Annotated in this window: 23 protein-coding genes; 12 read left to right on the forward strand and 11 right to left on the reverse strand. The window is 39.0% G+C overall.

All coding sequences use genetic code 11. The features are described 5' to 3' along the window. The first annotated feature begins 126 nt into the window (after nt 1–126). Both ACE1CA_RS12895 and ACE1CA_RS12900 read left to right on the forward strand, forming a co-directional pair. Nucleotides 127–1,101, forward strand: coding sequence for an SGNH/GDSL hydrolase family protein (locus tag ACE1CA_RS12895; RefSeq protein WP_413279842.1), 975 nt, complete (start codon nt 127–129; stop codon nt 1,099–1,101). 63 nt (nt 1,102–1,164) lie between these two features. Continuing rightward, nucleotides 1,165–2,184, forward strand: coding sequence for a sodium:calcium antiporter (locus tag ACE1CA_RS12900; RefSeq protein ID WP_413279841.1), 1,020 nt, complete (start codon nt 1,165–1,167; stop codon nt 2,182–2,184). A 142-nt stretch (nt 2,185–2,326) separates the two neighbouring features. On the opposite strand, the gene ACE1CA_RS12905 is transcribed toward ACE1CA_RS12900, so the two are convergent. The 3 genes from ACE1CA_RS12905 to ACE1CA_RS12915 all read right to left on the reverse strand — a co-directional run bounded on the left by ACE1CA_RS12905 (nt 2,327) and on the right by ACE1CA_RS12915 (nt 6,355). Then, the gene (locus ACE1CA_RS12905; protein ID WP_413279840.1) at nt 2,327–4,699 is read right to left on the reverse strand and encodes a tetratricopeptide repeat protein; all 2,373 of its coding nucleotides are present in this window, start codon (nt 4,697–4,699) and stop codon (nt 2,327–2,329) included. A 5-nt stretch (nt 4,700–4,704) separates the two neighbouring features. Further along, entirely contained in the window at nt 4,705–5,868 is a 1,164-nt protein-coding gene (locus ACE1CA_RS12910; protein WP_413279839.1) for an AAA family ATPase, read from the reverse strand. A gap of 292 nt (nt 5,869–6,160) precedes the next feature. Further along, nucleotides 6,161–6,355, reverse strand: a complete 195-nt coding sequence (locus ACE1CA_RS12915; protein WP_413267128.1) for a hypothetical protein — start codon at nt 6,353–6,355, stop codon at nt 6,161–6,163. A gap of 318 nt (nt 6,356–6,673) precedes the next feature. Here ACE1CA_RS12915 and ACE1CA_RS12920 point away from each other — a divergent pair, with 318 nt between their 5' ends. After that, nucleotides 6,674–6,979: a Mo-dependent nitrogenase C-terminal domain-containing protein gene (locus ACE1CA_RS12920; RefSeq protein WP_459563674.1), complete on the forward strand. Its 306-nt coding sequence runs from the start codon at nt 6,674–6,676 to the stop codon at nt 6,977–6,979. Between the two features lie 25 nt (nt 6,980–7,004). On the opposite strand, the gene ACE1CA_RS12925 is transcribed toward ACE1CA_RS12920, so the two are convergent. Next, complete coding sequence (locus ACE1CA_RS12925) at nt 7,005–7,505, reverse strand: 2TM domain-containing protein (RefSeq protein WP_413279837.1); 501 nt, start codon at nt 7,503–7,505, stop codon at nt 7,005–7,007. 61 nt (nt 7,506–7,566) lie between these two features. Between ACE1CA_RS12925 and ACE1CA_RS12930 the strand changes: the two genes are divergently transcribed. Together ACE1CA_RS12930 and ACE1CA_RS12935 are read left to right on the forward strand one after the other, a co-directional pair. After that, nucleotides 7,567–7,719: a hypothetical protein gene (locus ACE1CA_RS12930; RefSeq protein ID WP_413279836.1), complete on the forward strand. Its 153-nt coding sequence runs from the start codon at nt 7,567–7,569 to the stop codon at nt 7,717–7,719. Between the two features lie 81 nt (nt 7,720–7,800). Beyond that, nucleotides 7,801–8,895, forward strand: a complete 1,095-nt coding sequence (locus ACE1CA_RS12935; protein ID WP_413279835.1) for a site-2 protease family protein — start codon at nt 7,801–7,803, stop codon at nt 8,893–8,895. Nucleotides 8,896–8,971: 76 nt separating this feature from the next. Here ACE1CA_RS12935 and ACE1CA_RS12940 read toward each other — a convergent pair whose 3' ends face one another. Both ACE1CA_RS12940 and ACE1CA_RS12945 read right to left on the reverse strand, forming a co-directional pair. Continuing rightward, nucleotides 8,972–9,655, reverse strand: coding sequence for a hypothetical protein (locus tag ACE1CA_RS12940; protein ID WP_413279834.1), 684 nt, complete (start codon nt 9,653–9,655; stop codon nt 8,972–8,974). Nucleotides 9,656–9,660: 5 nt separating this feature from the next. Further along, complete coding sequence (locus tag ACE1CA_RS12945) at nt 9,661–10,290, reverse strand: ParA family protein (RefSeq protein ID WP_413279833.1); 630 nt, start codon at nt 10,288–10,290, stop codon at nt 9,661–9,663. A 213-nt stretch (nt 10,291–10,503) separates the two neighbouring features. Between ACE1CA_RS12945 and ACE1CA_RS12950 the strand changes: the two genes are divergently transcribed. Beyond that, nucleotides 10,504–11,847 carry a cytochrome P450 gene (locus ACE1CA_RS12950; RefSeq protein WP_413279832.1) on the forward strand — a complete coding sequence of 448 codons (1,344 nt, stop codon included), beginning with the start codon at nt 10,504–10,506 and terminating at the stop codon, nt 11,845–11,847. Between the two features lie 96 nt (nt 11,848–11,943). Further along, on the forward strand, nt 11,944–12,216 hold the full coding sequence (locus tag ACE1CA_RS12955) for a type II toxin-antitoxin system HigB family toxin (protein ID WP_413279914.1): 273 nt from the start codon (nt 11,944–11,946) through the stop codon (nt 12,214–12,216). Between the two features lie 64 nt (nt 12,217–12,280). On the opposite strand, the gene ACE1CA_RS12960 is transcribed toward ACE1CA_RS12955, so the two are convergent. After that, the gene (locus ACE1CA_RS12960; protein WP_413279831.1) at nt 12,281–13,447 is read right to left on the reverse strand and encodes a U32 family peptidase; all 1,167 of its coding nucleotides are present in this window, start codon (nt 13,445–13,447) and stop codon (nt 12,281–12,283) included. Continuing rightward, nucleotides 13,437–14,654 carry a U32 family peptidase gene (locus tag ACE1CA_RS12965; RefSeq protein ID WP_413279830.1) on the reverse strand — a complete coding sequence of 406 codons (1,218 nt, stop codon included), beginning with the start codon at nt 14,652–14,654 and terminating at the stop codon, nt 13,437–13,439. The genes ACE1CA_RS12960 and ACE1CA_RS12965 overlap by 11 nt, the downstream gene beginning before the upstream one ends. 247 nt (nt 14,655–14,901) lie before the next feature. On the opposite strand from ACE1CA_RS12965, the gene ACE1CA_RS12970 reads away from it, so the two are divergent. Together ACE1CA_RS12970 and ACE1CA_RS12975 are read left to right on the forward strand one after the other, a co-directional pair. Next, a complete protein-coding gene (locus tag ACE1CA_RS12970) occupies nt 14,902–16,335 on the forward strand; it encodes an MFS transporter (RefSeq protein WP_413279829.1) in 1,434 nt (477 codons plus the stop codon). A 79-nt stretch (nt 16,336–16,414) separates the two neighbouring features. Continuing rightward, nucleotides 16,415–16,861 (forward strand): hypothetical protein, encoded by a 447-nt coding sequence (locus ACE1CA_RS12975; RefSeq protein ID WP_413279828.1) that lies wholly within the window; start codon nt 16,415–16,417, stop codon nt 16,859–16,861. A 4-nt stretch (nt 16,862–16,865) separates the two neighbouring features. On the opposite strand, the gene ACE1CA_RS12980 is transcribed toward ACE1CA_RS12975, so the two are convergent. Then, complete coding sequence (locus ACE1CA_RS12980) at nt 16,866–17,567, reverse strand: VIT1/CCC1 transporter family protein (protein ID WP_413279827.1); 702 nt, start codon at nt 17,565–17,567, stop codon at nt 16,866–16,868. Nucleotides 17,568–17,657: 90 nt separating this feature from the next. Here ACE1CA_RS12980 and ACE1CA_RS12985 point away from each other — a divergent pair, with 90 nt between their 5' ends. From ACE1CA_RS12985 to cmoB, 3 genes are read left to right on the forward strand one after another with little or no spacing between them, the layout of a single operon-like run. Further along, a complete protein-coding gene (locus ACE1CA_RS12985; protein ID WP_413279826.1) occupies nt 17,658–17,858 on the forward strand; it encodes a PspC domain-containing protein in 201 nt (66 codons plus the stop codon). Then, nucleotides 17,855–18,616: a carboxy-S-adenosyl-L-methionine synthase CmoA gene (gene cmoA / locus ACE1CA_RS12990; protein WP_413279825.1), complete on the forward strand. Its 762-nt coding sequence runs from the start codon at nt 17,855–17,857 to the stop codon at nt 18,614–18,616. Before ACE1CA_RS12985 ends, cmoA begins: the two co-directional genes overlap by 4 nt. A 10-nt stretch (nt 18,617–18,626) precedes the next feature. Further along, nucleotides 18,627–19,610, forward strand: a complete 984-nt coding sequence (gene cmoB, locus ACE1CA_RS12995; protein ID WP_413279824.1) for a tRNA 5-methoxyuridine(34)/uridine 5-oxyacetic acid(34) synthase CmoB — start codon at nt 18,627–18,629, stop codon at nt 19,608–19,610. A 16-nt stretch (nt 19,611–19,626) separates the two neighbouring features. On the opposite strand, the gene ACE1CA_RS13000 is transcribed toward cmoB, so the two are convergent. Together ACE1CA_RS13000 and ACE1CA_RS13005 are read right to left on the reverse strand one after the other, a co-directional pair. After that, nucleotides 19,627–19,902 carry a helix-turn-helix domain-containing protein gene (locus ACE1CA_RS13000; RefSeq protein WP_413279823.1) on the reverse strand — a complete coding sequence of 92 codons (276 nt, stop codon included), beginning with the start codon at nt 19,900–19,902 and terminating at the stop codon, nt 19,627–19,629. A 162-nt stretch (nt 19,903–20,064) separates the two neighbouring features. Next, nucleotides 20,065–22,560, reverse strand: coding sequence for an endonuclease MutS2 (locus tag ACE1CA_RS13005; RefSeq protein WP_413279822.1), 2,496 nt, complete (start codon nt 22,558–22,560; stop codon nt 20,065–20,067). Between the last annotated feature and the right edge of the window lie 7 nt (nt 22,561–22,567).

Raw genomic sequence — 22,567 nt, forward strand, 5'->3', positions numbered from 1 at the left:
TACCTCCTCGTTGACGCGTAGGAGTTCTTTAGTAGGAGAAATTTACCGGATATGATGTAACTCTAATTTTCACTAAAATAGAAGAGCAAAGCAACAAAAAAATTCTGAGGATAGCAATACTAAGAAATGTCAATCAAAAAATGGTGGCTGGCAATTGCTGGATTTACGATCGGCGTAGTAATAATTTTGGGATCTTTCAACCCACTTTCAGCACAAAATTCTCCCCAAATTTATGTCTTTGGTGATAGTCTTTCCGATATAGGTAATGTTTACAAAGCTACTAACGGTAATAGTCCCCCAAGTCCGCCTTATTTTAAAGGACGTTATTCTAATGGCCCTGTTTGGGTAGAATATCTCGCATCTAAGTTAAAATTAACATCAAATTTAGATAATAATTTTGCTTATGGAGGTGCTAAAACAGGTGATTCGCAACAGTTGCCTCCCGGAGTTTTAGCCCAAATTCAAAGATTTAAAACTAAAAATTCTGCTGCTAATCCTAAAGCACTTTATGTTATTTGGGCTGGTGCTAATGATTACCTTGGCGGCGCAACTGATACTACTGTACCTATTAATAATTTAGCTACAGCAGTTAAGCGTTTGCTAGAAATGGGGGCGAAAAACATTATTGTTGTTAATCTGCCAGATTTAGGTAAACTTCCAGCTACACACACAACTGAACGCGCTAAGTCTCTCAAGAGTTTAACTCAGAGTCATAACTCAAGATTAACTGCATCTCTGGAAAGTTTACGTCAGAAATTTGCAAATATTAATATTCGCTATATTGATGTCAATGCTTTATTTAATCAAGTTTATACTGCCCCTGGAAAATACGGATTTAATAACGTAACTCAACCTTGCTTACGGGAGGGAGTTGTGTGCGATCGCCCCAATGAATACTTATTTTGGGATGGTATTCATCCTTCAACCGCTGCCCATAAATTACTAGTACAACTAGCCTCTTCTCAACTAAAATCAACTCCCAAATCAGCAACTAATTCATCAACTAAATTAGCGCTACCTTTAAGTATTCTCATATTTACCGTTTTAGCTGTCAGTTTAATTATGTGGAAGCGAAGGAAACGGATTAGAAATAGTTCTTAAACACCAAAACAGATAAATGTTCTCTAAAATAGAAAAGAAACCTGCTAAAAACCAGTATTAAAATTGACTAACTTATCACTAGAAATTAGTATCGTTTTATTTATTGTCTCAGCTGCGGTAATTGTCGTCAGTGGTACTCTCATAGCTGGAATTGCCGATCGCCTAGCCCAAAAAACCAAACTTGGACAAGCATTAATGGGTGCTTTATTCTTAGGATTTAGTACCTCTTTGCCGGGAATTGTTACTTCAATCACCGCCGCTTTAGGCAACTACCCGGTATTAGCTTTGAGTAACGCCCTTGGTGATATTGCGGTACAAACAGCCTTTTTAGGAATAGCCGATCTCACTTATTTAGAAGCAAATTTAGAATACGCTGCGGCTTCTGCTGCCACTTTAACTCAAGGAACTTTGCTAATAGTTTTACTCAGCATTCCTTTACTAGCAACTGCTTATCCGCTGATTAATTTTTGGGGCATTCATCCAGCATCTTTTGGATTAGTTATTACTTATATTTTTGGCTTGCGTTTAGTATCAGTTGCCTACAGTTCTCCGATGTGGAAAACACACGATACAGAAAATAATGAAATATCGATCGAAGAGAAAGATAGTTCATCAATAATTAAATTATGGATGTATTTCATATTACTTGCTGCCGTTTTAGCTGTTGCTGGGTATGTTGTCGAACAAGCTGGTGTTACTATTGCTGATTCCACAAATCTTTCCGAAAATGCTGTGGGTAGTTTGTTCACTGCAATTTGTACATCATTGCCAGAATTAGTAACTACGATCGCAGCTGTACAACGCAGGGCATTTACTTTAGCAGTAAGCGGCGTTCTCGGCGGTAATAGCTTTGATGTATTAGTTTTAGCTTTGTGCGATCTCGTTTATCGCAAAGGTTCCATTTACCAAGCTTTAACAGAACACCAAGTATTTCTTTTAGCTTTAACTATTTTAATGACTGCGATTCTACTCTTGGGCTTGTTGCGGCGCGAAAAACATGGCATTGGCAACATTGGCTTTGAGAGTTTTCTGTTATTACTGTTGTATCTGGGCGGATTTTTACTAGTGTTTTTTTCGGGTTGATATAGCTATTCTAAATGATCCGTGAAAAATATTTTTTTACCACGAAGACACGAAGGACACGAAGGAAGAAGAGAAGAAGAAGCAGTTTTCACAATTCATTTAGATTAGCTACAAAAGGGGGAAATCTTGAAATAAAACCGATTTACTTTTTGTATGCTTCCTCTATTTTTAGCTCTTCTGTCAACAACTTACGTTCTTCAATGGGAAGTTCTAGTAAAACACGGCGATCGCCTTTTTTTACCTTATATTCAACAGCAGTTTTGAGCAACCGCAAGGGAATTTCAAATTCTTTGGCATCACCCACAATTTCCTGCCAAACTTCCAGCCATGTTTGTGCTGCTTTGTCGCTTACCATTTCTGACATTATTGCGGGGATGCTTTCAACAAGTCCTTTACCTAATGCTGAGAGAACTTGGTGTTTGTTGTAAAGTTCAATTAGGGTTTTGATGCGCGATCGCCATATAGTTGCATCGTTGGTGCTGTTAAACAAATTTCGGATAATAGCCTTTTCGTCTCCTGTATCTGGCTCCTCTGCATCGACGAAACGATTTAGTGCATCGTCTAAAGCTGCGATCCCTTCATCCCATCTGTTTAGTGCTAGCAAATATTCAGCCCGATTGAAGAAAACAGTTGAAGATTGCTCACCGAGTTCGATCGCTTTGTCAAAGGATACTAATGCTTCTTGATAAAAGCGAAGATAACCTAAAATGAACCCTCGCGTTGTCCAAGCAGGCCCATAATCTGGGTTAAATTCAATAGATTTTTCAAAGAGCGATACCGCCTCTTTATAGCCCTTCATGTAAGATAATAAGACACCTATAGCCCACCAATTTTCTGCTCGATTTGGGTTTAATTTTATCGCCTTCTCTAATGAAGACAATGCTTGCTCAAAATATTGAAGTTTCAAATTTATTATCCCTTGAATCAACCAAAATGTATCATCATTTGGGTTTAACTTAATTGCTATTTCACTTGATGTTAAAGCTTCGTCAAAACGGTCAAGCATAAATAGTGTTGCACTTCGGAAGTACCAAGCTAAGGCATCATCAGAATCAAACTTAATGTATTTATCAAAAGACGCTAATGCTTCTTCATGGTGTGTAGTAGTAAATAAGCATAATGCTTGTAAATACCAAATTTTTGGATGGTTACAAATCTTTAACAGTTTCTCTGTTACTTGTAAAGCAAAAGCATAATTTTTTTCGTTAATGTAAATATTATATTCTTCTAAGTATGCTACCACACGAGGATCTTCACTTTCTTTTTCAATACTATTTAGGACATGAAGCACATATTTTCGCTCTAGAGTAGCATCTGGTGGGAGTAATTCTAATCGCTCTTGCAATTCTGTCCTTGTATACCAACTCCGTAATAAGTCCACAATCAAACTTATTGGTTCACCACGCTGTTTCTTTACTTCAAGACAAAATCGCATCAGTACTTCTCGAAGTTCATAATAAGATTCTCGTCCAATTGATTCTGAACGAACATAACCCATTTCTAACAGCTTTTTGAGTTGACTTGATGCTGTTTGATGAGTAATAAAACAACGTTGAGCAATTTCTTTAACGGTAACAGCTTGGCGACGATCGCACAATAAATCCACAATTTTTCGCTGCTGAGGTGAGAGACACTTCATTCGATCCTGATAATAAGGCGTTAAATCATCCAGCATTGCCATGAACGCTTCCACCAGTTCATCAAGAGATTTGCGGTTGAGAAATGCAGAGAAAATAATGTAGATTCGAGGATTTCCACCAGCTAGGTAATGTACAGCTTGAATGCGATCGCGTCCCGTTGGCGTTCGGATGAAAGATTCTAATTCCCGATCGCCTTGTACTTTCGCTACCTTTGCCAACAACTCCACCGCTTCATCAAGCGTCAAATCCTTCAAATGACGGATGCGGAAGAAACCATAAAAGGGAGAACTTTGAAGTTTTACTCCATTAAATAAACTTTGAGCCGTAGCTACAATTGTGCAGAAAGAGTTTTCTTGTAAATATGCTCGTAGTTGTTTTTGTCCCTGATCATCTAAACCAGCAAATACCTCGTCTAGATTCTCAATTAATAACAGTAGTGTGCGATTTCCAATAGTTTCTTTTAGCAATTCACCTGCTGCACGTTCGGCATTATCAACTGTTAGTTGGTAAAGTGATTCTATTCGTTTAGTAAGTTCGCTATCGTGATACTCTTTTTCGATCGCCTTTAAAATCCGCACCACCAAATCCAGAAATGATGATATACCCCATTCCTCTTCGTTCACCCAAGCAATCAGCAAGCGCTCTCGTAAATCTTCTTTCTGGCAGATGCGGTGATAAATTAATGAAATTAGATGTGTTTTACCAATTCCTCTTGGTCCGATCAGTAGCGTGTAATGTTTTGATGATGTCGTAGCACTTTCTCGGATTAATTCAATAATTTGCTGTGCTAAATTTTGCCGTTGAACAAATATTTCTTCTAATGTTTCCGGCATCATCAAACTAGGAGTAAAGCGGGAAAGGTATGGGGTTTTCATACTTCTTAGCACCTTTGTTTTTTCCACCAGCGTTGAATTACTGAAAAACGAAAGTAATAGCCATTAGGTTGCAAATAAATATAGTGGTCTTGCTGAATTAAAGTTAATACATCTCTTGTCTTTTCACGGTCTGCATTAACTAACTGAGACTCAAGTCGATTAAATAGTTCGTCAAATGGTAAAGGTTGATCAGTAACCGCCAGAATATCCAACAAAGTTAGTACTAGCTGTTTTTCTTCATCGGTGTAGTAATTATTAATTCGTTCACGGTAGTAACGCAAATCCCAAGGATCTTGCGGATCGATCAGGTAACTGTTAACAATTTCATCGACAATGGCGGGATTTGCTTCCAGATCTTCCGCTACCAAATGGTCAACAATATGATGAATAAAGTAGGGAATACCATCTACAGAATTGGCGATCGCCTGGGATGTTAATTGTGGTTCTTCTGTCTGAATTCCTTCTCCCTCCAGCAACCGCCTCGCTAATTCATCAGCGTCATCAGCTGATAAAGGTGGCACATCTACAGTTTTCATATCATTTGTTGGGCGGTTAATATATCCCGCTCGTTTAAGTGCTGTGAGGACATTGTGCAAACCTATTGAGCCAGTGTACACCATTCGCAATTCTGAGTGAGTTTGACGCAACGATCGCAATGTATCTAACACTTCCATTGCTGCATTTTCGCCCTCTTTCTTTTTGATATTGTCAAGCATCAAGGGCATTTCATCCCAAAGGAAAATTACCTTGCGATCTTGTTGATTCTCTACAAGATCTTCTATAGTTTTTGTTAGCAGGGCTTTCCACTGATCGGCAACATTATCGGGGAATTTTACCAGACCACCTATCTCAAAACCCGTTAAATTTTTCAGCCATTGCCTTGCTTTTTGGGCTGTTCGTTGCGAACCGCTTAAATAGTTTTCTACATCATCAAAAATAGTCTGAGCAAATTCTAAGGGCGATCGAACTTTTTCCAGGTCACGGTACACAGGTAGCTTGTCCGCTGGAGCCTCCGCTCTCATCTTCTTAAGAATGCTAGTTTTGCCCATCCGCCGCTCTGCACTGAGCACTAAGCTTTGTCGCTCCAAAATTCGCCATAAACGTTGAATCAGCTTATCCCGCCCAAAAACCTCTGATGGAGCGATTTCTCCCCCTGGATTGGCTCTCATTGTAACTTAACCTATTTCATGTACGATGAAAACATCATACGTCAATTTTACCGTATTATTTTAAATTCCTTAGCTTAATCTTTTTATCTTTAGAAATAAATCACTACTCTTGGGCTTGTTGCGGCGTAAAAAATATGGCATTGGCAACATTGGCTTTGAGAGTTTTCTGTTATTACTGTTGTATCTGGGCGGATTTCTGTTAGTGTTTTTTTCTGGCTAAAAAATCTGGTAAAACCGAATTTGATTATACCAGATTTATAATTTTGCAATACCTGTATTAACTTTACTAGAATTAGTAACTATCTTGACCTGGAACTTTCTCCGTGTCTTTGTTGGATGAAGCTAAATTCAAAGCTGCGTCACGGATCGCTTGCCACTGGCAAAGGAGTTCGTTAACGTTTAAGTCTTTGGATTTGTATTGCTCGATCGCTTCTTCGAGTTCTTGAATATTGTGAAGAACTGGAACTTCATACGTAACTTCTGACATAATTCCACCTCCGTTGGTAGTGATGAGGCTGCGATGAACACTGTTTAGTTTTCTATTGTAATCAAATCACCAAATAAAGTGTATCTGTAATAACAATATGTAATTCTAGTTAATTTAATTGTTATTAGTAATTACAATCTGTAATTAATTTTAACTAATGTGAGGTAAATCACTGGTGAAGCTGTCGCAAGTCACTCTAGAGGTAGAAGTACGATCGCAAATTTTCTCCTGATATATCACCAGCAATTACTTTGTTAAGTCACCGGAAAAACTGGTTGTAAGGATGAAGATAGAAATATGAATTATGTAGGCGAGATTATGACTGTTATTACTAGCAACTATCACAAATCCCCCAGTATTGTAGATTACATTTTACATCCAGTGCGCCAATGTTTGGATGATGTTGATGTGCGCGATCGTCAATTTGCCCAGTTAATTTGCCGTTTAATTCCCTCACAATGTCCCTTTGCTAGAGATATTAAAGTTTTTGGGAAAACAATATTACATATTCCCCCACTTTGTAAAATTAATCCTCTCTACGATCAATTGATGAGTTTACGCTTTCGGGCTTTATCTTACTTAGCCGATCGATGTGGAGAAGATATCACCATTTATTGTGTTTAATTAGTCATCTGTTAATAAATAATGACTAATTAACTGCTTTGATTAACTTCTGGAAAAAGCCGTTCACTGTTTCTTTAAATTGGTAGCGACGATACCACTGCTGAAACGCCCTTTCGTATTCTTCTCCATCGGATTGAAAGGTATTCCAGGCATTCAGTCCTAAACCTAAACCCCAGAGTAACACAAGATAAAGCGACCAAGTTAAATGTCCAACTGCGACAAAGTTGAACAACATTAAAAATGAATTTGTAATTGCATATCTACCAAAGTGTCTTTTAAATTTACTTCGACGATATAAGTTAAACTCTTGGCGCTTTCTTTCTTCTCCTTGTTTAGATAACCATTCTGTTTCCGCTAATTCTAATGCTTGCGGATCTATATCTAATTCTTCAGCTATTTCTCTGAGTTGTTCGCGGGAAAATTCTTCATTGTTACTTTGTCGAGAAATAGCGATTTGGAGAATTTGCTGGATGTCTTCTTGTTTGTAATAGCGAGTGACTTGGTTGTTTTGAGATGCGGGTGTCATGGGTTTTTTATTTAAACTTAAATTTGTTTATTTTCTAGGTTAGGTTTCGTGACTCTGAATCATGCTTTTTTTAAACCACACAGACGCAGAGGACGCAGAGAAAGGGCAGGAGTTTACAAGTTACTCTTATATTATGCCGAAATTGTTGGGCGATCTGTTTGCGATCGGCAAAACCGAACCGCAAAAGACGGAAAATACGATAATAGAAAAATGAAAACAATAGTTACATTTTGTCACAATTAAAGATAACAGAAGGTAAAATTATCTTCTAGAAGCTAAAATCAGAGGCAACCAAATGAACGGTTCTATTCGTATTGGTAATTTATTTGGCATTCCCTTTTTCGTCCATCCCACTTGGTTTTTCATTTTGGGATTGGTGACGTTAAGCTATAGCAGCCAACTGGGTATAGTACTGGGATCGATCGTAGCTTTATTGCTATTTGCCTCTGTCTTGGCGCATGAACTAGGACATAGTTTCGCTGCTATTCGTCAGGGAATAGAAGTCAAATCAATTACTTTGTTTTTGTTTGGTGGTTTGGCTAATTTAGCAGAAGAATCTAAAACTCCAGCAGGTGCTTTTTGGGTGGCGATCGCAGGCCCATTAGTTAGTTTTCTGCTGTTTGGATTGTTCACTTTTCTGAGTTTGAACGCTGGCATTTCTGGGTCTTTAGCAGTAATATTACCCTTGTTAGCTTATACTAACCTTGCATTGGGTGTATTTAACTTAATTCCTGGCTTACCTTTAGATGGTGGAAATGTTCTAAAAGCACTGGTTTGGAAAATCACTGGCAATCCTTTTAAAGGTGTGATTTTTGCTGGTAGAGTCGGTCAAATTTTTGGTTTTCTAGGAATTAGTTTTGGACTAGCAATTGTTTTAGGATTATTGGGAAGAGGCTTTACTGGTGGTTGGTGGTACGCTTTAATTGGTTGGTTCTTGTTACAAAATGCTGGGCGTGCTACTCAATATGCTAGAGTGCAAAATCAACTCACTAATTTGAAAGCTGAGGAAGCAGTAAATCCTAACAGTCCAATTGTTTTAGAGTCTATTTCTTTGCGAAAGTTAGCTAATGATTATGTGATTGGTAAAGAGGTTTGGCGTAAGTTTTTAGTCATCGATGAACAAGGTCGGTTAGTAGGAGAAATGGCTATTGATGACATGAGAACTGTTTCCACCGATCTTTGGCCTTCCACACCAGTAAGAACACTGACAAAACCTGTAGATCAAACTAAGGTAGTAAGTCCTAATCAATCATTGCTTGATGTGGCAAAATTGATCGAACAGACTAATGCTACTGAACTGCCTGTAGTTCAACCTGATGGTGTGTTAGTGGGATTGCTGGAAAAAGATTCGATCGCCAAATTATTGGAAACCAAATTACAAAAACGTTGAGTTTTTGAAGGCAGAAGGCAGAAGGTAAGAGGTAAAACTTAGGTTAATTTCACTTGCTTGCCAACTGCTATAAGTTCTAGTCTAGCAACCAAGTATTAGAGGCGAAATCATCTGAATTATCAGTTTTTTGGGAGGGGAAATGTAAGTGTTTCCCTTCTTTTCTTATTTGTTTAACTGGTAATGGTGCGGGTTTTGTTGGTAATGGTGCGGGTTTGGGTTGTAAGTCTTCCAGTTGTTTTCTTAACTGTTTTACCTCTTCTTCAATTGCCGAGTTAGCATTTGCTAATTGCAGGGAAGTTTGCTTCGCTTCGTCTAACTCTTTTTTCATTTGGTTAGTTTTTTCTAACTTTTGTTCCTGCTGTTTCAGTAACTTTTTCTGGCTGTCTAATTCCGATCGCAAATCCGTCATTTCTTTTTCTAACTTCGCTTCATTTTGCTGGGATTTGATCAAATGCGATCGCAATTCCTCAACTTCTTTTTGCCAAGTTACTTCATTTTCTTTAGCTGTGTCTAAAGCTGCTTGCAATTGAGTTACAGTTGTTTCTAATTCGGCTTTAGTATTAGTAGTGCGTTTCTCAGAAGTTTTGTCAATTACGATAACTTCATCCACTACTGGAGTGACTTCGACTTCGATCGCTTCTACTGCGGGCACATCGATGATTTCGTTTTCATTATTATTAACAGTTTTATCTTCAGAATTTGTACCTTTTTGTGCTTCTTGACGGATTAAGTCAGGAATAGAATTGTCTTTTTTAGCCATGATTGTTATCTCCAATCTCGCTGTAATTCGTTAGCAACTCTGCGGTAGTCAGCTTCAGCCTCCCGCGCATTTTTGCCGCGCCAATGTGTAATGGGTACGCCATCTAATGCAGCTTTTTCATGAGCTTTATATGCCCGAACAAAAGCATGACAAGCGGGGATTCCTAGTTCTAAAAGCGTGTTTTGCGCCTCTAGTGCTTCGCCCAAACTCCGGGAATCAACTTTTGTTAAGAGTACTCGATGGGCAATACCTCTCGGTGTTACCGCTTCTCTGATTGTTTCAATCAGTACGGCTAAATCCATCGGTGCTGGAGGTGTGGGCAAAACTAGATAATCTGCGATCGCTACAACGGCTGCTAATGCTTCCGAGTGCAGCGCCGGAGGTGTATCTACCACTACTAAATCATAGCCTTCTGTTTTGCGTAACCGATGCAAAAGTTCAGGATTTGTTTCTTTGGTTAAGTCAAATCCCCATGAATCCTTACCTCGTTCGTACCACCAACTGGCAGAACCTTGAATATCTGCATCAACTAAAAGAACTTGTGATTTTTCCGAGAGGGTTGCAGCTAAATTAATAGCTGTAGTGGTTTTTCCTACGCCTCCCTTACCGTTTAGAATTGCAATGATTTTAGGCACTGGTTGCTTCCGACGCTCACTTTCCAGAATATACTGCTTTCTTCAACTTTTTTCTTAATTTTTGCATATTTAGTTAATAGTTTTTACTCATCAGTAATTGGTAGTAGGTAGTAGGTAGTCGGTAGTTGGAAGATTTTTTTGTTTTTGCATGGTGGCATTTGTTGAGTAGGAATTGGCAAAATAAACTAGAAGGGAATTTAGCAAAATATATTTATGACAGTCGATCGCACTCTTCCCGATGGGCCAAAAATGCCCGTATTTCTCCGCCTGATCAAGTTTGTTACTCGCCCAGTAGATTATGTGGAAGACTTTGCCAAAATTTATGGCGATTCCTTCACCGTTGGCGGAAGAAATACTCCCATTGTTTACTTTAGCCAACCCGAAGCACTGCAAGCAATTTTTACGGCTGATTCCCAGCATTTTAACGTTGGCAGGGGGAATGGTTTAGAATTTCTTTTAGGTGCAAATTCCCTGCTGACTTTGGATGGAGAACGTCATCAGCGCGAACGTCAACTTTTAACTCCTCCGTTTCATGGCGAAAGAATGCGAAATTACGGTCAAACTATTGAGGAAATTACTCAACAGGTAATCAATCAATGGCAACCGGGCAAATCTTTTAATATTCGTCATTCAATGCAAGAAATTTCTCTGCGAGTAATCTTACGAGTCGTATTTGGTTTAGATGAAGGAGAAAATTTACAACAACTGCGGCAAAAAATTAGTTCATTGTTAGAATTTCTCGGTTCTCCCTTATTATCTTTTGCCTTATTTTTTGGGTTTCTTCAAAAAGATTTGGGTGCTTGGAGTCCTTGGGGTTATATGTTGCGTCAAGTCAAACAAATTGATGAATTAATTTATCCTTTAATCAGGGAACGTCGAGCCGAAGTAAACTCAAATCGCCAAGATATCCTCAGTTTAATGATGTCAGCGCGTGATGAAAATAGTCAACCAATGACTGATGTAGAATTACGCGATGAATTAATGACTTTATTAATTGCTGGACATGAAACTACTGCTTCAGCATTAACTTGGGCTTTGTATTGGATCGATCGCTTACCCAAAGTCCGAGAAAAACTACTAAGTGAATTAGTAACTTTAGGAGAAAACCCAGATCCAAGTATTATTGCTAGATTGCCTTATTTAACAGCAGTCTGTCAAGAAACATTGCGAATTTATCCCATTGCTTTGAATGCTTTTCCCCGTCAGGTAAAAGTGCCGATCGAAATAATGGGTTATAAATTAAAACCTGGAATAGTAGTTATTCCCAGCATTTATTTAGCGCATCACCGAGAAGAAGTTTACCCACAACCGAAAGAATTTAAACCAGAACGCTTTTTAGAAAAGCAGTTTTCACCTTATGAATATTTGCCCTTTGGTGGCGGAAATCGACGTTGTATTGGTATGGCTTTTGCTCAGTATGAAATGAAGTTAGTTTTAGCAACAATTCTCTCACGTTTTCAAGTTTCTTCTGTTAATAAACGCCCAGTGCGCCCAGTGCGTCGGGGCTTAACTTTAGCAGCACCCGCAGGAATGCGAATGGTAGCAAATTCTCGCTAGAATTTTTATAAGGCTTACACAGCAATGATGTATGTAGTGAAAATTCATGAATTTGACCTACAAAATATAGTGTTTTTACTAATGTCTGTGTAAGTCCTGATTCAAAAAAAACACCCTAATGCAGAAGCTAGTCTCCGTTTATGGAACAAACGCATAAAAAAGGGACAATGGCAAAGTTTTGATGAATTGCGCCAAACAATACCTTCAGCCGATCAAGTCGGTAATCTCACAGTTTTTAACATCGGCGGTAATAACTATAGACTTATTGCATTTGTAGATTACAAATATCAAAAAGTTTTTATCCGCCATGTCCTCACCCATGCAGAATACGACAAAGAGGACTGGAAAAATGACGACTGGTACAACTAACACGAACGAATATATAGTTCAATATGTCGCCAGAGGATTTTGTAGAATAAGATATTTTCACCTCCTATCCTTTACTCAAAAGTAAAGTTCCTGGTACTGCTTTTTTAATCCAATTGGTCACTAGAATTTGGTCAGAGGTAAAACTTGATAATTGTTCGCCGTTGATGTTACGAAAGATAGTTTCAGGTGGTATTTTAATCTCTTCACCTGTGGGCATAATCATGCTTTTAATTTGGGAAACATCGAAAGAACGGAATGTTTGAAAAACTACATATTTGCCACTTTCTCCGGTTAAGACTTCCGCTAAACAGTTTTGATTTCGATAATCTGCTACTTTCGATTTCATTTTAGGGAAAAGCGCAGTAGTGCGATTTGCTTTAAAGAATGGGGCGCGAGTTTCTTTAAACCAATTTAATCGTAAACTTGCGGGATTTTTGAGAATTTGACGGCAAATATTATCGATATCAACTGCGACATCGCCATTTTTTTCTAAATGTCTTAAGTCTAATCTTACTGTATGTAATCCTGCTGATTCCAAACCGTTCAATTTATCCAAAATAAACTGGTCTTTGTCCAAAAACATGAAGGTTCCATGTATAGTTTCTAATGTGGGAAAATGCCGATTTGGTGCATCTTCAAAAGCAGCAATAGCTTCTAAATAAAGCGTTGAATTTAAATCTTCCTCCTCTGCTAAAGGTTCAGCTAGTAGCGATCGCGGCGAGTAAAATAGTAAAATTTGTCCAACACCTAGTAATTCGCAAGCTACAGGAAGTTTTTGGCAATATTCAATGAGTTTTTCTTCGGGGAGTTCGATCGATAATATCAACCTCTCCAAACTTTCCCCAAAAAACTCGCACCACCCAAGCAAAGATTCAAAGTTATGATTTCCCGTTTCTACAATTAACTGTAACGGCATTTTTGGAAAGTTAATTTTCAACCAATAAGCAACACCCGGATCGCAAACTCGAATTGCTGCAAATTGATTCAAATTCCAACTTTTTAACCTTTCACAAACATCATTCATTACCCTTTCTGGCATCAGAATATCCCAAACTAAAACCGGGCGCAATCCTCGTTTTAAAGCTTCGCCAGCTAAAGTTTCTACCTGATTTTCTGTAAGTTTTCCCTGACGTGCTAATAATATCGGTTCTAATAATACTTCCTGTAAATTAGGAGCATTAACGCACCGTTCTAAATCGGGAATTGATGAAACAAAAGTGTTAAATTGCATTTGCGACTTCTTTAACTGCTGATTTGAATCTAACTACATTGTATTTGGCAATATTTTCTGCTGGAAATTTGGGAATTCTTACAATACTATCTTGGCGCATAAATCTTACGCTTTCACCTGTAATGGAGAAAAGGCGATCGACTCTCCCCCGAATCACCTCACCTTGAAATGGGATAATCTCAATCTTTTCTCCTAACGCTAAAGGTTCCACAAGTTGCAATACAATTTCTTCAGAATTAGTATCAACAACTAAACCTAAATATTCGTAAGTTCCTGTATTTATCCCAGACAATTGTCCGAACACAGAATCTCTACTTGCTGGCGTTTCTAAAGAACCAGAAAAATAGTCTCGATTAGGTACAGTTTGGAGTTCTTGCGCCGCTAATTCTAACATTTCTGCATTCAAGGTTCCGGCTGCATAAGCATCAATTAACTGCCGATAAACCTTACAAGTCAAGCCAACATAAAAGGAAGATTTCATCCTTCCTTCAATTTTTAAAGAGCAAATTTGATGTTGAAAAAACTCTCCGATTTGGTAGATTCCCCACAAATCTCTCGAAGACATGAAACTTACTAAATCATCCGATTTCTTATCTTCAGTTTCTAAATGATAAGGTAATCGACAAGATTGAATACAACCACCGCGATTAGAATCTCGACCTGCGGTAAAATTAGAAATAGTGCAATGTCCAGAGTAAGCCATACACATGGCACCGTGAGTAAACATTTCTACTTCAATGCCGGATTTTTCTCGAATTTTGCCTGCTTCTGCGATCGACAATTCCCGCCCCACAATTAACCGCTTCACTCCCATTTGTTTCCACAACAGCCCAGCATAAGAATTGAGACAAGAAGCTTGCGTCGATAAGTGAATATTCAAATTTGAACTGTTACGAATCGCTCGAATTACACCAAGATCGGAAACAATAACAGCATCAACACCAATAGACTCTAAAAATTGACAATATTCGGCTAATCCGACAAAATCAGAATCGTGAAGAAAAGCGTTTAGAGTAACATAAATTTTTGCATTATGTTGATGAGCAAATACTACAGCTTGCTCTAATTCATAGTCGGTAAAATTATCTGCACGCGCCCGCAAGCCATATTTTTGCCCGCCTAAATATATCGCATCTGCGCCATAAGCAATGGCAACTTTGAGGCGTTCTAAATTTTTGGCTGGGGCTAGAAGTTCGGGTTTCCACATGGTATTCTTTGGAACTAAAACGGAGTTATCTTGATTTTAATTGGTTATTAAGGTATGTTGTTGCGCTTCAGCGCAAGAGTTTAGCGGTGAAGCGCAACAACGTACTTCAATATTTGCTACAAATTGTAGAGATGGGCGGGGTTTGCCGGAATTTCTATCGCTGGGTATTGAAATTTGTTGGCAAAAACCTTGTAAGATGAAAACTCATTCTTTAGTAGTAAAACTCAGGAATTAAGAAAGTAACGAAATGACTACAACTTTAACTACCCAACCTTTATCCTTTGAACAAAGGCTGGATGCTGCACCAGTAACTCGCGTGATGTGGTTACTTTGGGTGCTATCTGCGGGATTAATTGCATTGGATGGTTTCGATTTTTTTATTATTGGTATCGCCTTACCATTTCTGCGTCAAGACTTTAATTTAAGTTCGACGCAAGTTGGTGCTGTGGCGGTAGCTGCGATCGCCGGATCGCTAGTAGGAGCTTTAACTTTAGGCCCGATTACTGATAAAATTGGCAGACATTTAATGTTAATTATTGATATTGCCATTTTTATCATTGCTACTGCTGGAACAGCTTTTGCTTGGAATGCCACTTCATTAATTATATTTCGTTTTTTGGTGGGCATTGGTATCGGTGCAGATTATCCAATTAGTGTTTCTTACATTACTGAAAACGTGCCTTCTCGCCTGCGAGGAAGAATGGTAATTGGTGCTTTTACTTTTCAAGCAGTTGGCGCACTTTTGGGTGCTGTAACTGGATTAATTACAATTCATTCGTTTCAAATTATTTATCCAGATTCAATATTACCAATAATTCAATATTCGTGGCGGTGGATGTTAGGAATTGGGTTATTGTTAGCAATTATTGTTGCCATTTTACGGTTTAGTTTCTTGTTAGAAAGTCCCCGTTATTACATTGCTAGGGGTGAATATAAAGAAGCTTCTGAGGCTGCAACTACTTTGTTAAATGAACCGATCGCAATTACAAAAGAAACCGATCCACCAACAAAAGAATCAAGTTTTTCTTACAGTTCCTTGTTTTCTCCTCAATTCCTTCGCAGCACAATTTTGGCTTCAGTTCCTTGGTTTTTACAAGATATTGCTACTTATGGAATTGGCATTTTTACCCCGACAATTATTGGGGTTTTAGCTTTTGAAAATGCTACCAGTTTTATTGAACGAGAAATCGCTTCTGCTAGAGGTTCTGCTTTTGTCGATCTGTTTTTAATTGCTGGGTTTTTGATTGCAGTATTTTTCATTGAAAAAGTCGGACGGATTCGCTTACAAATTATTGGCTTTTGTGGCATGGCTGTGGGGCTTTTGGTGTTAGCAGCTTCTAATTTCATCGACTCAAATAGTTTTTTGGATATGGCGATCGTCTTTCTCGGTTTTCTCATCTTTAATTTAACCATGAATGCTGGGCCAAATTCCACAACTTTTCTATTATCAGGAGAAGTTTTTCCCACTTCAATTCGCGCCAGTGGTGCTGGTTTTGCTGCCGCTTTCGCTAAAGCTGGAGCCGTATTAGGCACTTTCGCTTTACCAATTTTACAAAAATCAATAGGAATTTCCATCTTGCTGTTTTTGTTGGCTATATTTTGCGTATTAGCAGCAATAATTACCTCTATGTTTCAAGTTGAAACAACTGGCAAATCTCTGGAAGAAGTGAGTCGATATTAGTATCAGATCCCCGACTTCTTAAAGAAGTCGGGGATCTAGATTCATTTTCCTTCACTGCAATTCTAGACATACTTGAAATATGCGAGTAATTCAGCGAACTTTTACCTTACTAACTCTACAGGAACGTCCCATTGGCATTTGGGTTTTGAGCAGTTTTACCGCAACAGTTGGACTGCTAATTTTTATCTCTTCTCTACCTCGTGTTGATTGGTTTGGATTCTTTTGCATCATTTGTGCTAATTTTATGATGTTTGGCAGCCCGGAAAAGATTTGCTTGTTTGATAAGTCGGACAATCGGGTTACTTTTAAACAAAAAGGATGGCTAGGAAATCAACATAGCTATTTTCCCATTACTAAAATTTCTTTAGTTGAGATTGAACCCTTTAAATTATTTGGAATTCAGTTTTACAGATTAACCTTAAAGTTATTTTCAGGAGAAATATTCTATTTAACTCCTATTCCCAGTACTGATAATCAGCTGTTAAAAAATTTAGCTGGCTCGATTCAAGAATTTCTTAGATATTAAGCTATCAAACGTGCATATCAATCAGTTGTCCAATCAGAATACCTGCGATCGCAGCCAGTCCAGCAATGCCCACAGTTTGCAAAACCGTTGGTAGCACAGCACGTTGACCTATCCGAGCACGACCATATCCCAGCGCGATCAACAGCAATGAAGTCATCACCAGGGAAACCAACCGTGCTTCTGCCAAGGGTAAAAAGGCAAAGGCTAACACGGGAGTCAGTCCAGCAAATAGATCGGAAATAAACATCCATAAAGCATGAGCTAGAGGTTTTTGTTGCTGGGCTGAGGTTGACACCTTCAAGGCGGATTCTAAGGTCAGGAGGGTGGGTGGGGTTGCTTGCAAATCTGCTTGAATGGCATTCAGCGTTGCGTGACTTAAGCCAGTTTGCTGTAATCGTCCCATCAGTTCTGCAATTACCTGGTTTGGATTGGCTTGAATTTTTGCCTGACGTTGTTTTGCTTCAACGATCGCCTGATCCCGTTCTGATTGCAAGTCTAAGAATACTCCTGCCATCATGGAAACCGCCGCTGCGATCGCTCCTGCTGCCCCTGCCAATAGCACCTGCTTACTAGTCGCTGCACTGATAGCAACACCTGCAACTAAACCAAAGATTGAAACTGTGCCATCTTCCATGCCAAAAACAATATCGCCAATCGAGGCAGTGAAAGATGTTTTTAGTTGCTTTAATAGAGATGCTTTTGCCATTTTTTTTAATGATTTTTTAGCTATTGCTCAGAAGGAGAATGAATAAGATGATTTATCCTAACATGAGTTCCAGTTAAGGAGACTAAAGTAGTGGGTAAAATTTTTTTCCTTTCTTTGATTGGGGCGCTACTGTTTTTTGAGCCAGCGTTAACAGCGATCGCGCAAAAAACCAATTTCCCACTTTTAGCAGTAAGAATTACCACAGTAATTTTAGCCATAATTGCCCCTGGATTTGGCGTACCTTTATATCTTTGGTTATGCTTAGCTTTTCCCTTAGAACCAATAGTATGAAAGACTCAGAAATTTATCCTACCGAACTTTATCTTAGCCCTGAAAAAGATGAACTGTTTCAAAAAGAACCTTGGCCTAAACCTTTTGTTTTTAACGAAGATGTGGTCAATGTTTTTGATAACATGATCTCTCGTTCAGTTCCTCTGTACCGAGAAGTTTTAGCCTGTGCTGCTCATTGGGCTAAAGCTTACTACCAAACAGGAACTAAAATTATTGATATTGGCTGTTCTACCGGAACATTTTTAGAATTAATCGGGCGTTTTTTACAGCAACCAGCTACATTAGTTGGGATTGATAATTCGCAACCAATGTTAGAAAAAGCTAGAGAAAAGTTACTCCCAATTCAGCAAATACATCAAGTTCAATTAATTTGTGATAGTGCGGAAAACTGCTCTTTTGAAAATAGCAGCGTAGTGATAATTAACTATACTTTACAGTTCTTGCCTTTACAGGTGCGGCAAAAGTTGCTGAAGTCTATTTATCAAGGTTTAGTTCCTGGTGGTTTGTTATTTTTGAGTGAAAAGGTGAAATCACCTTATCCGCTATTCCAAGAAACAATTACCCGACATTACGAAGCTTTTAAAGCCTATAATGGCTATGCTCAAACAGAAATTGAACGCAAAAAGGAAGCACTGGAAAATGTTTTAGTACCTTTGACGGAAACTGAGCAATTGCAAATGTTAAAAGATAGTGGTTTTCAGCAGGTTGATTCTTTGATTAAATTGCATAATTTTCTTTCGTTAGTAGCACTAAAATAGGTATTTTTTGATGTTTGATGAGTTTATTGGTTATCTTGCGCCTGATTATTGCGATCGCTATTCCACTCACCTAGAACAAGAGGCAATTTTAACCCTACGTCAGGAACGACAAGCTAAATTATTCACACCGCAAAATCGTCAATATCAAGAAGCAGTTGCAGCTATTCAAGATATCAAAAGTAATTGGTTTGACTTTTCTAATTCAGTTGTGAAAATTGGGCGAAAAGATGAACTTTCCCCAGAACAACAACAGCGTTTTTTGCAAACATTAAAAACTTTTTGTCCTTGGAAAAAAGGCCCTTTTGAACTGTTTGGCATTACCATTGATGCCGAATGGCGTTCTGATTGGAAATGGGCGCGAATTTTACCTCATATCCAATCTTTAGAAAATCGTAAAGTCGCGGATATTGGTTGCCACAATGGTTATTTTATGTTTCGCATGACAGAACAAAAACCTGATTGTGTAATTGGGTTTGAACCTGTGGTTAAACACTTTTGGAGCTTTCAATTAATGCAAAATCTTGTCCGGCAAGAAAATCTGATATTTGAGTTACTTGGTGTGGAACATATTGATTTTTATCCTAACTTTTTTGATACAATCTTTTGTCTAGGAATTTTATATCATCATCCCGATCCGATCGGACTTTTAAGCAAAATGAAACAAGCCCTAGCACCAAAGGGAGAAATTATCATAGACTGTCAAGGAATACCCGGAGAATTACCAGTTTCCTTAACTCCTCGGAAGCGTTACGCACAGGCGCGAGGGATTTGGTTTTTACCGACTCAATCTTGTTTAGAAAATTGGTTGGCGCGTGCAGGTTTTACCCAGATTAACTGTTTTTTTGCTGCACCTTTGTCAGTTGAAGAACAGCGTCGCACTCCTTGGGCAAATATCGATAGTTTACAGGAATTTCTTAATCCTAAAGATTCTTCTTTAACGGTAGAAGATTATCCTGCACCTTGGCGTTATTATGTTATTGCGAGGAAAGACTAATCTAATAAAATTTGTCCTAGCTTCCTCTTAACTTTTGCTGCTTTTTGTGATAATCATTCCAAATTAAATGCAAATTTTTTTTGGTTACTTTCTCCCCTAGTGCTTGTGAAATATCTTGCCATAATTTTGAGCCAATGCTTTTTATATAAGCACTACAATAAGAGGATTCTTCTGCCATTTGAGTATAAGCTTTACCTAACCATGACTGATGCAAAATAAATCGCTCGATCGGAGTGAGCTTTCGGGATAGTAATACCTTTTCTATAGTTTCAAGAACTTCCTCAAAATTCATTGAATTAATTAATTCTTAACCTGCGATACATCGTTAAGTTATCTATAAACCGTTCTGATTCTGAAAACAGTTCATATTTTTACTTATCACTTTATTTTACTTTTTCCGTTGCTCAGATCCCCGACTTCTTCAAGAAGTCGGGGATCTAAATTCCGCATAGATTTAGCGCAGGTAGGCGATCGTCACTCCCGCACCACCTTCTTTAGAATCAGCTAACTCGAAACGCTCAACTTGCGGGTGTTCTTGCAAAAATTCATGCACACCTTGGCGCAGTTTTCCCGTACCTTTACCATGCACGATCCACAACACACCAGCATTAGTCGCCGCACGAATTCCCCGTTCTAACTCGCTTTCCGCATCTGCGACTCGATAACCGCGAATATCAACGGTGTTTTGCGAGGTGCGAATGGCGGGTGCGGGTGGTGGCGCTTGAGTTCCGCCTTTGTTTGGCGAAGTGCGAGGTGTTTCTTTTTCAGCGGGTTTTTGTTTGACTGGAAGTTCAGCTTTTTCCCCACTTAAAGATTCAACATCTGCTAAAGAAACGGTCATTTTCATGATGCCAAATCGCACGCTCAAGTCACCGTTTTCATCAGCAGCAGTTAAAACTTCCACTGTTTGATTCAGTTTGGGAATGCGAATGCGATCGCCAACTTCCGGTTTAAATCCCGGTTTTGGTTTTGGCGGTGGTGGTAAATATTTCTCTTTAATTTGATTAATTGCTTCTGTCGCAGCTTGAGCATCTTGTCCAGTCGCATTTCCCTGTTGTAAACGGCGAATTACTTGAGCAATTTCGCCTTTTGCTTGCGCGATCGCAGCTTGTACAGCTTGCTCTTGTTGTAACTTTAATTGCTGCTCTCTTTCTTGTAAATTAGCCGCTTTTCTCGCTACTTCTTGATGTAATTTCTCCGCTTGTTTTAACAGTTCCGCTGCTTCTTCCGCTTTAGTTTCTTGCCGTTTTCTTTGCGCTTCCAAACCTGCAATTACTTGGTTCACATCTTCCGATGCACCACCAACATAATTTTGTGCTTGTTCCACAATTTCGGCATCTAATCCTAACCGTCGCGCAATTGTTAAAGCATTAGAACGTCCCGGAATTCCCCACAATAATCGATAGGTTGGCGAGAGGGTAACATCATTAAATTCTACTGAGGCATTTTCAAACCTTTCATCCTCATATTTAAGTGCTTTTAATTCGCCAAAGTGAGTCGTCGCCATTGTTAATAAAGTGGTGTTGGCGAGATGTTGTAAAAGTGCGATCGCCAAAGCACTCCCCTCAGCTGGATCTGTTCCTGCACCCACCTCATCAAGTAATACAAGGGACTGGGGACTGGGGACTGGGGACTGGGAGGAAGAAGACGCAGAGACTTCTGTTTGTTCTCCTTGTCCCCTTGTCCCCTTGTCCCCTTGTCCTCTTGGCTCCCCTGAAATTGCTGCTAAAATCCGACTAATGCGGCGAATGTGCCCGGAGAAAGTAGAAAGGCTTTGTTGCAGCGATTGTTCATCACCAATATCGGCTAAAATTTGGTCGAACCAGGAAATTTCTACGGGTTCGCGTGCAGGGATAAATAACCCGACTTTTGCCATTAAAGCTGCTAAACCCAAGGTTTTTAAAGTAACAGTTTTACCCCCAGTATTTGGCCCCGTAATTGTGACAACTTTGATGTGAGGTTGAATTAATAAATCAACGGGAATTACTGCCAATCCTTGTTCATGTTTTTGTTGCCAAACTAACAACGGATGGCGCAATTGTCGCAGAGTAATAGTTTCTTTTTGCGGTTCAATAAATCGCGGGGGATTTGCTTCTAACCATAAACTATATCTCGCTCTAGCAGTTGCCAAATCTAAAGTTGTGACGATCGCCAATAATCGCTCTAAATCTGGTTTAACTTCTGCGACTTGTTGAGTTAAAACTCGGCGAATTGCTTCTGCTTCGTTTTGTTCTTGACGCATTAATTGCCGTAGTTGATTTCCCAGAGATACGATCGCATTTGGTTCCACATAAAGAGTCGCGCCACTCATGGAAGTATCATGAACAATTCCCGGAATTGCATCTTTACTAGTTGCTTTTACCGGAATCACAAACCGATCGCCTCGTTGAGTAATTACTTGTTCTTGAACCGCATTAGATTGGCGTTGAATAATGAGTTGTAAAATCTGATAAATTCTATCTCGCTGTTGACGCATTTGATGGCGAATTCCAGCGAGTTTTTGACTGGCGCGATCGGCAACATCACCGCGATCGTCAATACAGCGATGAATTTCCTGTTCTAACTCTGGATAAGTACGTAAATCAGCGACTAATTCTGTCAAAACAGGCAAATCTTCTTGGTTATCAATCACTCGGCGCAGTTGTCTAGTTCCAGCAAGAGTTGTGGCAATATTCAACAACTCTTCCCCTGACAAAATCCCTTGCAATTCCGCTCTTTTTAAAGCATCACCAATATCAGTAATTCCATCAAAACTTAACCCGGAAACAAAGCGAGTTTCTAATTGGTAAACTTCCTTAGTTTGGGCTAAAAGTGTTAAACTTTCTTCTTGAGTTTGAGGGATTTGTAAGTGACGTGCTGCGATCGCTCCTAACTTAGTAGCAGCGAAGGTAGATAAATGATGGCACAAGCGAGGCCATTCGAGTAGTTCTAGAGTTTCGTTTTGAATCAAGGCTTAA

The organism is Floridaenema evergladense BLCC-F167 (assembly GCF_041929205.2).
GTDB lineage: Bacteria > Cyanobacteriota > Cyanobacteriia > Cyanobacteriales > Aerosakkonemataceae > Floridanema > Floridanema evergladense.

What these genes read in the sequence shown, in the direction of transcription:
- ACE1CA_RS12895 (WP_413279842.1), top strand. Translation starts at nt 127, where the DNA reads ATGTCAATCAAAAAATGGTGGCTGGCAATTGCTGGATTTACGATCGGC.
- ACE1CA_RS12905 (WP_413279840.1), bottom strand. Translation starts at nt 4,699, where the DNA reads ATGAAAACCCCATACCTTTCCCGCTTTACTCCTAGTTTGATGATGCCG.
- ACE1CA_RS12910 (WP_413279839.1), bottom strand. Translation starts at nt 5,868, where the DNA reads ATGAGAGCCAATCCAGGGGGAGAAATCGCTCCATCAGAGGTTTTTGGG.
- ACE1CA_RS12915 (WP_413267128.1), bottom strand. Translation starts at nt 6,355, where the DNA reads ATGTCAGAAGTTACGTATGAAGTTCCAGTTCTTCACAATATTCAAGAA.
- ACE1CA_RS12920 (WP_459563674.1), top strand. Translation starts at nt 6,674, where the DNA reads ATGACTGTTATTACTAGCAACTATCACAAATCCCCCAGTATTGTAGAT.
- ACE1CA_RS12925 (WP_413279837.1), bottom strand. Translation starts at nt 7,505, where the DNA reads ATGACACCCGCATCTCAAAACAACCAAGTCACTCGCTATTACAAACAA.
- ACE1CA_RS12930 (WP_413279836.1), top strand. Translation starts at nt 7,567, where the DNA reads ATGCTTTTTTTAAACCACACAGACGCAGAGGACGCAGAGAAAGGGCAG.
- ACE1CA_RS12935 (WP_413279835.1), top strand. Translation starts at nt 7,801, where the DNA reads ATGAACGGTTCTATTCGTATTGGTAATTTATTTGGCATTCCCTTTTTC.
- ACE1CA_RS12940 (WP_413279834.1), bottom strand. Translation starts at nt 9,655, where the DNA reads ATGGCTAAAAAAGACAATTCTATTCCTGACTTAATCCGTCAAGAAGCA.
- ACE1CA_RS12950 (WP_413279832.1), top strand. Translation starts at nt 10,504, where the DNA reads ATGACAGTCGATCGCACTCTTCCCGATGGGCCAAAAATGCCCGTATTT.
- ACE1CA_RS12960 (WP_413279831.1), bottom strand. Translation starts at nt 13,447, where the DNA reads ATGCAATTTAACACTTTTGTTTCATCAATTCCCGATTTAGAACGGTGC.
- ACE1CA_RS12965 (WP_413279830.1), bottom strand. Translation starts at nt 14,654, where the DNA reads ATGTGGAAACCCGAACTTCTAGCCCCAGCCAAAAATTTAGAACGCCTC.
- ACE1CA_RS12970 (WP_413279829.1), top strand. Translation starts at nt 14,902, where the DNA reads ATGACTACAACTTTAACTACCCAACCTTTATCCTTTGAACAAAGGCTG.
- ACE1CA_RS12975 (WP_413279828.1), top strand. Translation starts at nt 16,415, where the DNA reads ATGCGAGTAATTCAGCGAACTTTTACCTTACTAACTCTACAGGAACGT.
- ACE1CA_RS12980 (WP_413279827.1), bottom strand. Translation starts at nt 17,567, where the DNA reads ATGGCAAAAGCATCTCTATTAAAGCAACTAAAAACATCTTTCACTGCC.
- cmoA (WP_413279825.1), top strand. Translation starts at nt 17,855, where the DNA reads ATGAAAGACTCAGAAATTTATCCTACCGAACTTTATCTTAGCCCTGAA.
- cmoB (WP_413279824.1), top strand. Translation starts at nt 18,627, where the DNA reads ATGTTTGATGAGTTTATTGGTTATCTTGCGCCTGATTATTGCGATCGC.
- ACE1CA_RS13000 (WP_413279823.1), bottom strand. Translation starts at nt 19,902, where the DNA reads ATGAATTTTGAGGAAGTTCTTGAAACTATAGAAAAGGTATTACTATCC.